This window comes from Brevundimonas naejangsanensis, assembly GCF_000635915.2.
GTDB classification, from domain to species: Bacteria; Pseudomonadota; Alphaproteobacteria; order Caulobacterales; family Caulobacteraceae; genus Brevundimonas; species Brevundimonas sanguinis.
This window is the reverse complement of record NZ_CP015614.1, coordinates 2,326,285-2,337,952: the sequence shown is the minus strand read 5'-3', so window position 1 is coordinate 2,337,952 and position 11,668 is coordinate 2,326,285. Positions and strand designations below refer to the sequence as shown.

The window sequence follows — 11,668 nt, the reverse complement described above, 5'->3', positions numbered from 1 at the left end:
GACAGGGGAGGCCGGGCGTGAAGGGTTTCATCCACCGGCTGCTCCGCGACGAAGGCGGCGCCACCGCTGTCGAATACGGCCTGATCTGCGGCCTGATCGGCATGGTGGTTCTGGCCGCGCTCGGCGCCTTCTCCGGGCGGATGGAAGTGATTTACGGCAAGGTCAGCCAGTTCGTGCTCGCCGCCGGAAGCTGACGGTCAGCCTTCCTCGCCGGTCTGCTCCCTGACGCCCAACGCATCGGCCAGACGCGTCTTTGCCGAGCCGCGCTTGGCGGGCTTCTGTTGGCTCTCGTGCGGCGCCCACCCGGCCAGGTGAACCATTTCGAAGGTGGCGGGGATGCGTCCGTCCGCCTCGGCGTGGCGCTCGGCGTAGAGCTGGGCCGCGCGAGCCAGCACGGCGCGGCTCAGCGGTCGAATGGGCCCGGCCAGCACATTGGTCTCGCCCATCGCCCGCAGGTCGCGCATCAGGGCGAAGGGATCGCCATAGCGCACGGTCACGCGGTCCACGTCCGTCACCGGCAGGGCGAACCCGGCCCGTTGCAGCAGGGCCGCCCCGTCGAAGCCGTCGGCGAAGGGCGAGACGCGCGCCTGGGCGCCGCCGTTGACCTCCAGCTCCGCCTCGGTCAGCACGCCGCGCAACTCCTTCAGCGTCGCCGCCCCGAACAGGCTGGCGACGAACAGACCGTCCGGCTTCAGCGCACGGCGGATCTGGCTCAGCGCGCCGGGCAGGTCGTTGGCCCAGTGCAGGCCCAGAAGATTGATGATCAGATCGGCTGATCCGTCCTCCAGCCCCAGCGGCTCCGCGCCGGGCGCGGCGCGTTCGGCCGTCGAGCCGACAGCGCGGACCTCAGCCACCCGTTCGCGCGCCGGGCTGTCGGCCAGGGCGCGGGCGAAGACGCCGGGGTGGGGCGACAGGTCGACGGGCGTTTGAAACTCGCGCAGGATCACTTCGAGGCTGTTCACCGCATTGTCGGCGGCGCGCAGATGCAGGAAGTCGGCGTCGGGGAAGCGTCGCTCGGCGCGGCTCAGACGCGCGGCTCGGCGGGCGGCGTCGAAGATGATCGGGGGACCGGAGGAGGGAGAGGGGGCGCTCATGTCGGTTCAGGATGGGGGCTGGCGAGGTCGATTGAAAGGCGTCGGGGGGCCTTTAGCATCCGGCGCACGCGATGCGGGCCGGGGCCTGCTGGATATTCTGCTGCCGCCGCTCGCCCACGACAGCCGCGAGGCGGCGGCGTCCGCCGGCCTTTCGCCCGACGCCTGGAGCCGGGTGGCCTTTCTGGAGGCGCCGGTGTGCGACGGCTGCGGCGCCGCGTTTGAATGCGACGGCGGCGACTTCGCGGCGGATCGGTGCGCGGCCTGCATCGCCAGCCCCTACGCCTTCAATCGGGCGCGGGCGGCCTGCGTCTATGACGAGGCGTCGCGCGGGATCATCCTGAAGTTCAAGCACGGCGACCAGCAGCAGTTCGCCCCCCTGTTCGCCCGCTGGATCAGCCGCTCGGCCGCGCCCCTGATCGAGACGGCGGACGCCGTGGTCCCTGTGCCCCTGCACCGCGCCCGCCTGCTGTCGCGTCGCTTCAATCAGGCCGCCGAGATCGCCCGGCCGCTGGCCCGCGCGGCGCGGCTCGACTACCTGCCCGACGCCCTGATCCGCCCCATGCCGACCGCCAGCCAGGGCGGCAAGTCCGCGCGCGGGCGGCGGCTGAACGTCAAGGCGGCCTTCGCTGTGACCGAGGCCGGGCGGCGACGCATCAAGGGACGGCGCCTGCTCCTGGTCGACGACGTGCTGACGACGGGGGCCACCGCAGAGGCCTGCGCGCGGGTCCTGATGGAGGCCGGAGCGCGCGCCGTCGACCTGGCCGTCATCGCGAGGGTGAAAAACGCGCGAGAACCGCCTAAATGAAAGAGAACCTTCCCCTCAGCCTTTAGGAGTCTCCCTTGGCCGAAGTCGTTCTCTACACCAAACCCGGCTGCCCCTACTGCATCCGCGCCATGGCCCTGCTGGACAGCAAGGGCGCGGCCTATACCAACATCGTCGCCTCCAACGACCCCGAGAAGAAGGCCGAAATGGTCCAGCGCTCGGGCGGCGCCGCCACCTTCCCGCAGATCTTCATCGACGGGAAACACGTCGGCGGCTCGGACGACATCCACGCCCTGGACCGCAAGGGCGAGCTGGACGCCTTGCTGGCGGCCTAGGTGACCGACACGCTCGACATTGCGCTGATCCAGACGCGGACGCCGGCGACGGCGGCCGCAGGGCTGGCGCATGTCGAGCCCCTGATCCGCGTGGCCGCCGCCGGGGGCGCCCAGCTGATCCTGACGCCTGAGGGGACCAACGTCCTCGAACAGCGCTGGGCCTTCCGCGACGCCGCCCTGTCGGACGAAGGCGCCGATCCGGCTGTGCTGGGGCTGCAGGCCCTGGCCGCCGAACTGGGCGTCTGGCTTCTGGTCGGCTCGGCCATTGTCCGTTCGGGCGTGGCGGACGACCCGCGCGCCGCCAATCGCTCGCTGCTGATCGACCCCGGCGGGACGATCGCGGCGCGCTATGACAAGCTGCACGTCTTCGATGTCGACCTGCCGAACGGCGAGACCTATCGCGAAAGCGCTTCGGTGCGGCCCGGCGAGGCGGCGGCGGTCGCCGATACTCCCTGGGGCGGTCTGGGCCTGACCATCTGTTACGACCTGCGGTTTCCGCATCTGCACCGCGCCCTGGCCAAGGCGGGCGCGAGCCTGATCGCCGTTCCCGCCGCCTTCACCCGTCCGACCGGCGAGGCGCACTGGGAGACGCTGCTGCGCGCCCGCGCGATCGAGACAGGGGCCTTCATCCTGGCACCGGCCCAGGGCGGCGCGCATGAGGACGGCCGCCAGACCTGGGGCCGCTCTCTGGTCGTCGGGCCTTGGGGCGAAATCATCTCCCGGCTCGACCACGACGAACCGGCCGTGCTTCACGCTCGGTTGGACCTTTCCTCCGTGGAGCGGGCGCGCGCCTCCGTGCCGGCCCTGCGCCACGACCGCGACTTCGACCTGCCCCTATGATCCGTTACGCCCTGTCCTGCGACCAAGACCACGGCTTCGAGGCCTGGTTCGGCTCCTCGTCCGATTATGACGATCAGGCGGCGCGCGGCCTGGTCGAGTGCCCCTTCTGCGGTTCGACGGCCGTGAGGAAGCAGGTGATGGCCCCGGCCGTCTCGGGCACGAAGAAGACCGCGCCGTCGACCGACGCCCTGAAACCTGAAGCTCTGAAGCAGATGCAGTCGATGATGATGCAGGCGGCGCAGCAGGTGCGCGCCCACGTCGAGCAGAACTTCGACTACGTCGGCGACGCCTTCGCCCGCGAGGCCCGCGACATCCACGAAGGCCGCAGCGAAAAACGCGAGATCTACGGCGAGGCCACCCCCGCCGAGGTCAAGAAGCTGAGGGACGACGGCGTGCCCTGCGCCCCCCTGCCCAGTTTGCCGCCCGACCCCAAGAAGGCGAATTAGTCGCAGTCTTTCGCCGGCGACGCACGGTGCGCGGTCGCCTATGTCGGGCGCGGAGGGGTTTGACGCCAACGGATGAATGGAGCGTGCAATGGCGATTCAACAGGGCGAAGCTGAACGCCCGCTGTCCGAACTGAACTGGCGGGCCATGACGCCGGACGACCTCGACGGCGTGGTCGCGGTGGCCCAACTGTCCTTCCCCGATCATCCGGAAGAGCGCGCCTGTTTCGCCAACCGGCTGGAGCTCTATCCTCAGGGCTGCTTCGTTCTGGCGGCGCCGGACGGAGGGATTATGGGCTATCTGGTCGCCTATCCGTGGAAGGCGAATGCGGCCCCGGCGCTGAACGTGCTGATCGACGCCATCCCGACCGACGCCGAGGTGGTCTATCTGCACGACCTGGCCCTGCACCCCGACATGCGCGGCGGCGGCCACACCCGCCCCATCATCGAGCGTCTGGCTGATCAGGCCCGGGCGGACGGCTGGCCGTCGGTGGCGCTGGTCGCGGTCAACGACGCATCAAGCTTCTGGTCGCGCAACGGTTTCGAGGTTCAGAACCCGCCCGGCATGGCCGCGAAGCTGGCCAGCTACGGCGACGACGCCCGCTACATGGTCCGGCCGCTCTGAGCGGTCAGGCGTCCCGCGTCGCCATCATCATATAGTTGACGCCCACGTCGTCGCCCTCGCTCCAGCGGTCGTTCAGCGGGTCGTAGGCCAGGCCGTAGGGGCCGGTGACGCTCAGGGGCTCCCCGTCCAGCATGGCGCGCAGTTCCTCGGGCTTGAGGAACTGGCGCCAGTCGTGGGTGCCCGCCGGCACCCAGCGCAGCACATATTCCGCCGCGACCTTGCCCAGCAGCAGCCCCTTCAGCGTGCGGTTCAGGGTGGCGACGATCATCAGGCCGCCGGGCTTGATCAGCCTGGAGCAGGCGCGGATGAAGCTTTCCGGGTCGGCGACGTGCTCGATGACCTCCATCGTCAGCACCACGTCGAACGGCCCGGCCCCCGCTTCGACCATCTGCTCCACCGTGGCGGCGCGATACGCGATGTCCAGACCGACCTGTTCGGCGTGGGCGCGGGCGGTGCCGATGTTTTCGGACGAGGCGTCGATGGCGGTGACGTCAAAGCCCATGCGCCGCATCGGCTCGGCGATCAGCCCGCCGCCGCAGCCGATGTCGATCAGGCTGAGGCCGTCGAACGGCGCGCGCGCTTTTACGTCGCGCTGGAAATGCTCCGCCGCCCGGTCACGCACGAATTTCAGCCGCGCCGGATTGAAGCGATGCAGGGGAGCGAAGGGGCCTTTGGGGTCCCACCACTGCGCCGCCTGGGCCGAAAAGCGCGCCACATCGGCAGGATCGATGCTCGGCCCTTCGGCACGATCGGTAGCAAAGGGTGAAAAACCCTCATCGCTTTGGGGTTTGCGCGGATCGAGGCTGTCGTTAGAAGCGGGCATGGGCTCAGGCATGGACCGCCTTCGCCCGCCATGCAAGCAGGGGGATCAGGCGCAGGGATGACGCGGGCCGACACGAACCGGTTGGTGATGAAGTTCGGCGGCACCTCCATGGCCGACCTGGAACGCATCCGTCGCGCGGCGCGCATCGTCGCCGCCGAGGCCTCCAGAGGCAAGGGCGTGGCCGTGGTCGTCTCGGCCATGGCGGGCAAGACCAATGAGCTGGTGGCCTGGACCGACGGCGTCGGCGCCGCTGCGCCGGGCCTGTACGCCGACGGCGCCCTGTCGGACGACGAATACGACGTGGTGGTCGCCTCGGGCGAGCAGGTGACCTCGGGCCTTCTGGCCCTGACCCTGCGCAACATGGGCTTCAAGGCGCGCAGCTGGATGGGCTGGCAGATTCCGATCCTGACCGACGACGCCCACGGCCGCGCGCGCATCGAGGACGTGCCGGGCGAGGTGCTGGGCGCCGCCGTCGACGCGGGCGAGATCGCCATCGTGCCGGGCTTTCAGGGCGTGACCCGCGACGGGCGCATCACCACCCTGGGCCGGGGCGGCTCGGACACCTCGGCGGTGGCGGTGGCGGCGGCGCTCGGCGCGCCGTGCGACATCTACACCGACGTGGACGGCGTCTATACGACCGACCCGCGCATCCAGAGCCGCGCCCGGCGTCTGGAGAAGGTGTCCTACGAAGAAATGCTGGAGATGGCGTCGCTGGGCGCCAAGGTGCTGCAGACCCGCTCGGTCGAGCTGGCCATGCACAAGCGCGTGCCGGTGCGCGTCCTGTCCAGCTTCATCGAACCGGATGAAAACGGAAACCTGCCGCAACACGCCGGCACCCTGATTTGCGACGAGGATGAGATCGTGGAAAAGCGCATCGTTTCCGGCGTGACCATGAGCCGGGACGAAGCCCGGATCACGCTTTTGGGCCTGTCGGACCGGACGGACGCCCCGGCCGACGTCTTCACCCGCCTGGCCGAGGCCGAGGTCAATGTCGACATGATCGTGCAGAGCCAGGCCCGCACCGAAGGCGCGGTCAACCTGACCTTCACGACCGGCCGCCGCGACGCGCGCCGCGCCGCCGAGCTGATGATGGCGGCCAAGGCCGAGATCGGCTTCGAGGAGCTGCGGGTCGACGACGACGTGGCCAAGGTGTCGGTGATCGGCGTCGGCATGAGAAGCCACGCGGGCGTGGCCCAGACCATGTTCCGCGCCCTGGCCGACAAGGGCGTGAAGTTCCAGGCTATCTCGACCTCTGAAATCAAGATCAGCGTTCTGATCGATTCGGATTATGCAGAGCTGGCGGTGCGTGCGCTGCACGCAGCCTACGGACTGGACGCGGAAAGCTAGGATAACGGACGCGCCGCCCTATCTGAACGGATCGGACGGTTAGGCGGGAGAGACCATGGTAAAGGGCGCAGCAGTGACGGCGAGGGGGCCACGCCTCCTGTTGCGCCAGATCCGCGAGGCCCTGGCCGGGCCGGGGGGCGGCGCGCCGGCCCAGACCCGGCTGAACATGGTGGTGCGGATCATCGCCCGCTCCATGGTGGCCGAGGTCTGCTCCATCTATCTGCGGCGCGCCTCGGGCGAGCTGGAGCTGTTCGCCACCGAGGGGCTGAACCCCGAGGCCGTCCATAACACCCGCCTGCGCCCCGGCGAGGGGCTGGTCGGCGAGGTGGCCCGCACGGCCGAGCCGCTGAGCCTGTCGGACGCCCAGTCGCACCCCAGCTTCTCCTACCGGCCGGAAACGGGCGAAGACCCCTATCACGCCTTCCTCGGCGCGCCCCTGCTGCGCGGCGGCCGGGCCATCGGCGTCCTGGTCGTCCAGAACCGCGCCGCTCGTCGCTATGACGAGGAAGAGATCGAGGACATCCAGACCATCGCCATGGTCCTGGCCGAGACGGTGGCCTCGGGCGAGCTGCTGGCGCTGGAGGAGTTGCGCGACGTCGAGGTGGCGCCTCATCGGCCCGAACGGCTGCGGGGACAGAAGTTCGCCGAAGGCCTGTCCTTCGGTCGGGCGGTGCTGCACGAGGCGCCGATCGCGCCCGAACAGCTTCTGGCCGACGACCCGGTCGCCGAGGAGGTCCGCCTGAAGGCGGCGCTGGACGGTCTGCGCACCAGCATCGACGCCCTGCTGGAAGGCAGTCAGGGCAAGCTGGGCGGCACCCCCTATGAGGTGCTGGAGACCTATCGCATGTTCGCCGACGACCGGGGCTGGAACCGGTCGCTGGAGGAGGCGGTGCGCTCTGGCCTGACGGCCGAGGCCGCCGTCGACCGCGTCCGCAACGAGCACCGCGCCCGCTTCGCCAACGCGCGCGACCCCTACATCCGCGAGCGGCTGCACGACTTCGAGGACCTGGCCAACCGCCTGCTGCGTCTGATGGCGGGCGACCATCCGGGCCAGCGCGACCTGCCCGACGACGCGATCCTGGTGGCCAAGAATCTGGGTCCGGCGGACCTGCTGGAATATCCGCGCCACAAGCTGCGCGGCCTGCTGCTGGAAGAGGGCTCCGCCGCCGCCCACGCGGCCATTGTCGCGCGCGCCCTGCAGATCCCTTGCGTCGGCCGCCTTCAGGGCCTGCGCGACCGCCTGACCGAGGGCGATCAGGTGATCGTCGACGGCGAGACGGGCGAGGCCTATCTGCGGCCGCGTCCGGACATGCTGGCGGCGGTCGAGAGCCGCATGGCCGTGCGCGCCCAGCAACGCGCCGAGTTCGACCAACTGCGCGACACCCCCGCCGTCACCAAGGACGGCAAACGCATCGTGCTGCTGACCAACGCCGGTCTGGCGGTGGATCTGGAGAATCTGGACGCCACCGGGGCTGAGGGCATCGGCCTGTTCCGCACCGAGTTCCAGTTCATGGTCTCGGACGAACTGCCGCGCCTGGACTCGCAGACGGCGCTCTACAAGCTGGTGCTGGATGCGGCGGGCGATCGGCCGGTCACCTTCCGCACGCTGGATATCGGCGGCGACAAGGTCCTGCCCTATCTGGACAATGAGCGCGAGGAGAACCCGGCGCTGGGGCGGCGCGCCATCCGTCTGGGGCTGGATCGTCCGGCCCTGCTGAGGATGCAGCTGCGCGCCCTGCTGACCGCCGCCGCCGGGCGCGAACTGCGCGTCATGTTCCCGATGATCGCCACGGTGGACGAGTTCAGGGCCGCGCGCGAACTGGTCGACATTGAATGCGACTGGGCGCGGCGCCGGGGGCGCCCGCTGCCGTCCCTGCTGCGCGTCGGGGCCATGATCGAGTGCCCCAGCCTGCTGTGGCACCTGGACGCCCTGCTGCCGCTGACCGACTTCGTCTCGATCGGCACCAACGACCTGATGCAGTATATGTTCGCCTCCGACCGCACGAACCCGCGGGTGTCCGAGCGTTATGACGCCCTGTCGCCGCCCTTCCTGCGCGCCCTGGCCGAGATCCAGCAGAAGTGCGCCGACAGCGCCACGCCGGTCTCCGTCTGCGGCGAACTGGCGGGCCGCCCGCTGGAGGCCTTCGCCCTGATCACCCTGGGCTACAGCCGCCTGTCCGCCCCCGCGGGCGGGGTGGGGCCTGTCAAGCGCATGATCCTGTCGGCCGATCTGAACGCCGCTCGGCGCGGCATGAACGTCCTGCTCGGCTCCTCAGCCGGGTCGGTGCGCGGCGAGATCGAGTCGCTGGCGCGCAAGCTGAACGTGGAAGTCTAGGAAAGCTGCGCCGCTTTCCCGCGTTGCCCGCGCTCCTCGCCTCGTCTAAGCGGGGATGACGGGCGCACGGCCGCCTGGCGTGACGGAACCCCGACCCTATGGACCAGGATCGGCAAGCCGCGTTCGACTTCGACGCCGACGCGACGCTGGATCAGACCCCTGAGCCGACGCCCCAGCCGGCGCCGGAAGATCCCTCGGATGATTCCCTGGGCGCGACTTTGCGCGCCGCGCGTCTGGCCTCGGGCCTGTCGATGGCCCAGCTTTCGACCATGACGCGGGTGCATCCGCGTTTCCTGACGGCGCTGGAGCAGGCTGAGTACGCCGCCCTGCCGTCGCGCATCTTCTCGATGGGCTATGTGCGCGCCTATGCGGGCGCCTTGGGGCTGGACGAGCTGAACGCGGTCGAGCGGTTCAAGCAGGAATATCCCGATGCGGCCGTGCCGTTGCAGCCGCCGACGGGCGCCGCCTTGCAGCAGATGCGCCAGAACTCGCCCAAGATCCTGGGCGTCATCGGCGCCTTTCTGGCGGTGGTGGTCGGCTGGAACGTGTTTCAGCGTCTGAACCGCATCGAGGCGCCGCACCCGTCGGATCTGGTCGCCGTGCCCAAGGACTGGGCCGAGCAGGCCGACCGCCAGCGCGACCGCGCCCTCTACCTCGGCGCCCCCCGGGCCGCCCCGCCGGATCAGACCACGCCGGCCATGTACATCACGCCGGGCCTGGAGGCGCAGCTGACCGGCATCGACCCGGACGACCCCAACGCCGCGCCGCCGCCGGCCCCGCCGGTGCAGGCCGCCTTCAACCCGCGCGGCGCCATCTACGGCGCCTCGGCCACGGTGTCGCAGGTCACGCTTCAGGCCCGCAAACCCGCCATCCTGGTTATCCGTCAGGGCGACGGCCGCATCCTGTTCGCGCGCCAACTGGCGGCGGGCGAAGCCTGGCGCGCGCCGCCCGGCCTGTCGGCGACCATCGACACGCCCGATCCGGAGGCGTTCGACGTCTATCTGAACGGCGAGCATGGCGGCGTCCTGCCCGCGCCTCAGTCGCCGCTGGGCACGCTGAACAATCGCGCCCAGGCCGCCGCGCGCGAATCCGAGGCGCGCGCCGCCGCCGCCGTCGAGGCCCGCGCCCGCGCCGCCCAGGCCGCTGCGGCGGCCGCCGCAGCGACGGCGCCGGGACCGCAGCCGTATCAGCCTGCCGCTGCCCCGGTCGCCCAGCCGCCCGCCGCCTGATCTGATCCTTTGACTGCGACGACGATCTTTCGTCGTCTGTCGTGGTTTTGCCGTCCCTCCTGTCCTATGTGTACGGCGTCATGAGCGACCACAGTTCAGAACTCGGCCACGTCCGCCCCTGGCGCCACATCGAGCGCCGCAAGAGCCGCCAGATCATGGTCGGCTCCGTTCCCGTCGGCGGGGGCGCGCCGATCAGCGTCCAGTCGATGACCAATACGCCGACCGCCGATGCGGCGGCGACGCTGGAGCAGATTCGTCAGCTGGAGGAGGCCGGGGCCGACATCGTCCGAGTCTCTTGCCCGGATGAGGAGTCCACGGCGGCCTTCAGGACCATTGCGCGCGAGGCCCGCGTGCCGCTGGTGGCCGACATCCATTTCCATTACCGCCGGGGCATCGAGGCGGCCCAGGCGGGCGCCGCCTGCCTGCGCATCAACCCCGGCAACATCGGCTCGATCGAGCGGGTCAAGGAGGTCGTTCAGGCCGCCCGCGACCACGGCTGCTCCATGCGCATCGGCGTCAACGCCGGGTCGCTTGAGAAGGAGTTGCTGGAGAAATACGGCGAGCCCTGCCCCGACGCTATGGTCGAAAGCGCCCTGAACCACGCCCGCATCCTGCAGGACCTGGACTTCCACGAGTTCAAGATTTCGGTGAAGGCGTCCGACCCCTTCCTGACGGTCGCCGCCTATCAGCAGCTGGCCGACGCCATCGACTGCCCCCTGCACCTGGGCGTGACCGAGGCGGGGCCGCTGCGCACCGGTACGATCAAATCGGCCATCGGCATGGGCAATATGCTGTGGTCGGGCATCGGCGACACCATCCGCGTGTCCCTGGCCGCCGATCCGGTCGAAGAGATCAAGGTCGGTTTCGACATCCTCAAGTCGCTGGGCCTGCGTCACCGGGGGGTGAACATCATCGCCTGCCCGTCGTGCGCCCGTCAGGGCTTCAACGTCATCGAGACGGTGGGGATTCTGGAAGAGCGGCTGGCGCACATCTCGACCGCCATGTCGCTGTCGATCATCGGCTGCGTCGTCAACGGGCCGGGCGAGGCCCTCTATACCGACGTCGGCTTCACCGGCGGCGGCAAGGGGGCGGGCATGGTCTATCTGAACGGCAAGATCGCCCACAAACAGGCCAACGACGGCATGATCGAGGAGATCGTCGCCCAGGTCGAAGCCAAGGCCGCCGAACTGGACGCCGCCCGCGCGGCTCCCGCCGCCCTCAACGCCGCCGAGTAATCATGAAACTCTACATCACCACCCCGTCGCCCTTCGCGCGCAAGGTGCGCATCGTCGCCCGTGAAAAGGGTCTGGCCGACCGTATCGAGGAGATCGTCGTCGATCCCTACGGCAATGCGCCGGAGCTGCTGTCGACCAATCCGGTGGTGCAGGTGCCGACCCTGATCGCCGAGGACGGCCTGCCGCTGAACGACAGCCCGGTGATCGCTGAATACCTGGACGCCCTGGGCGCCGGCCCGCGCCTGCTGCCGCCGGAAGGCGCAGAGCGTCTGCGGGTCAAGCGGCTGGAGACGCTCGGCAACGCCGCGCTCGAGATGGGCGTCAAACTGGTGCTGGAGAAGCGCCGCCCGGAGCAGGAGCGCTCGGCGTCCTGGATCGAGCGCTGGACCGTCAATATGGGCCGCGCCCTGGACGCGCTGGAAGCCGCCGCGCCGGACGCCGAGGCGCTGGACATGGGCGTGCTGACGGCGGGCGTCGCCGTCACCTGGATCGGCTTCCGCCACCCGGACTACGACTGGAAGACCGGGCGCCCGAACCTGGTCGCCCTGCAGACGGCGCTGGAGCAGCGGCCCAGCTTCATCGACACCTATCCCGTCTGA

Annotated in this window: 13 protein-coding genes; 11 read left to right on the top strand and 2 right to left on the bottom strand. The window is 70.0% G+C overall.

Features of this window, described 5'->3' with window-relative positions:
- Positions 1 to 17 precede the first annotated feature (17 nt).
- Entirely contained in the window at positions 18 to 194 is a 177-nt protein-coding gene (locus tag DA69_RS11250) for a Flp family type IVb pilin (protein WP_024355184.1), read from the top strand.
- Positions 195 to 197: 3 nt separating this feature from the next.
- On the opposite strand, the gene DA69_RS11245 is transcribed toward DA69_RS11250, so the two are convergent.
- On the bottom strand, positions 198 to 1,094 hold the full coding sequence (locus DA69_RS11245; protein WP_025976921.1) for a methyltransferase domain-containing protein: 897 nt from the start codon (positions 1,092 to 1,094) through the stop codon (positions 198 to 200).
- On the opposite strand from DA69_RS11245, the gene DA69_RS11240 reads away from it, so the two are divergent.
- From DA69_RS11240 to DA69_RS11220, 5 genes are all read left to right on the top strand, one after another.
- Positions 1,093 to 1,899, top strand: a complete 807-nt coding sequence (locus DA69_RS11240; RefSeq protein ID WP_025976920.1) for a ComF family protein — start codon at positions 1,093 to 1,095, stop codon at positions 1,897 to 1,899. The genes DA69_RS11245 and DA69_RS11240 overlap by 2 nt on opposite strands.
- Before the next feature lie 35 nt (positions 1,900 to 1,934).
- Positions 1,935 to 2,192 carry a glutaredoxin 3 gene (grxC, locus tag DA69_RS11235; protein WP_025976919.1) on the top strand — a complete coding sequence of 86 codons (258 nt, stop codon included), beginning with the start codon at positions 1,935 to 1,937 and terminating at the stop codon, positions 2,190 to 2,192.
- Entirely contained in the window at positions 2,193 to 3,032 is an 840-nt protein-coding gene (locus DA69_RS11230) for a carbon-nitrogen hydrolase family protein (protein ID WP_025976918.1), read from the top strand. It begins immediately after the preceding gene.
- Positions 3,029 to 3,478, top strand: coding sequence for a DUF1178 family protein (locus tag DA69_RS11225; protein WP_025976917.1), 450 nt, complete (start codon positions 3,029 to 3,031; stop codon positions 3,476 to 3,478). Before DA69_RS11230 ends, DA69_RS11225 begins: the two co-directional genes overlap by 4 nt.
- An 88-nt stretch (positions 3,479 to 3,566) precedes the next feature.
- The gene (locus tag DA69_RS11220; protein WP_082891490.1) at positions 3,567 to 4,100 is read left to right on the top strand and encodes a GNAT family N-acetyltransferase; all 534 of its coding nucleotides are present in this window, start codon (positions 3,567 to 3,569) and stop codon (positions 4,098 to 4,100) included.
- A 4-nt stretch (positions 4,101 to 4,104) separates the two neighbouring features.
- Here the strand turns inward: DA69_RS11220 and ubiG are convergent, their stop codons facing one another.
- The gene (gene ubiG, locus DA69_RS11215; protein ID WP_029972436.1) at positions 4,105 to 4,935 is read right to left on the bottom strand and encodes a bifunctional 2-polyprenyl-6-hydroxyphenol methylase/3-demethylubiquinol 3-O-methyltransferase UbiG; all 831 of its coding nucleotides are present in this window, start codon (positions 4,933 to 4,935) and stop codon (positions 4,105 to 4,107) included.
- Between the two features lie 45 nt (positions 4,936 to 4,980).
- Between ubiG and DA69_RS11210 the strand changes: the two genes are divergently transcribed.
- The 5 genes from DA69_RS11210 to DA69_RS11190 all read left to right on the top strand — a co-directional run bounded on the left by DA69_RS11210 (position 4,981) and on the right by DA69_RS11190 (position 11,668).
- Entirely contained in the window at positions 4,981 to 6,270 is a 1,290-nt protein-coding gene (locus tag DA69_RS11210; protein ID WP_025976914.1) for an aspartate kinase, read from the top strand.
- 55 nt (positions 6,271 to 6,325) lie between these two features.
- On the top strand, positions 6,326 to 8,605 hold the full coding sequence (gene ptsP, locus DA69_RS11205; protein ID WP_025976913.1) for a phosphoenolpyruvate--protein phosphotransferase: 2,280 nt from the start codon (positions 6,326 to 6,328) through the stop codon (positions 8,603 to 8,605).
- Between the two features lie 98 nt (positions 8,606 to 8,703).
- Entirely contained in the window at positions 8,704 to 9,834 is a 1,131-nt protein-coding gene (locus tag DA69_RS11200; protein WP_025976912.1) for a helix-turn-helix domain-containing protein, read from the top strand.
- A gap of 80 nt (positions 9,835 to 9,914) precedes the next feature.
- The gene (gene ispG, locus DA69_RS11195; RefSeq protein WP_025976911.1) at positions 9,915 to 11,069 is read left to right on the top strand and encodes a flavodoxin-dependent (E)-4-hydroxy-3-methylbut-2-enyl-diphosphate synthase; all 1,155 of its coding nucleotides are present in this window, start codon (positions 9,915 to 9,917) and stop codon (positions 11,067 to 11,069) included.
- Positions 11,070 to 11,071: 2 nt separating this feature from the next.
- Positions 11,072 to 11,668, top strand: coding sequence for a glutathione S-transferase N-terminal domain-containing protein (locus DA69_RS11190; protein ID WP_025976910.1), 597 nt, complete (start codon positions 11,072 to 11,074; stop codon positions 11,666 to 11,668).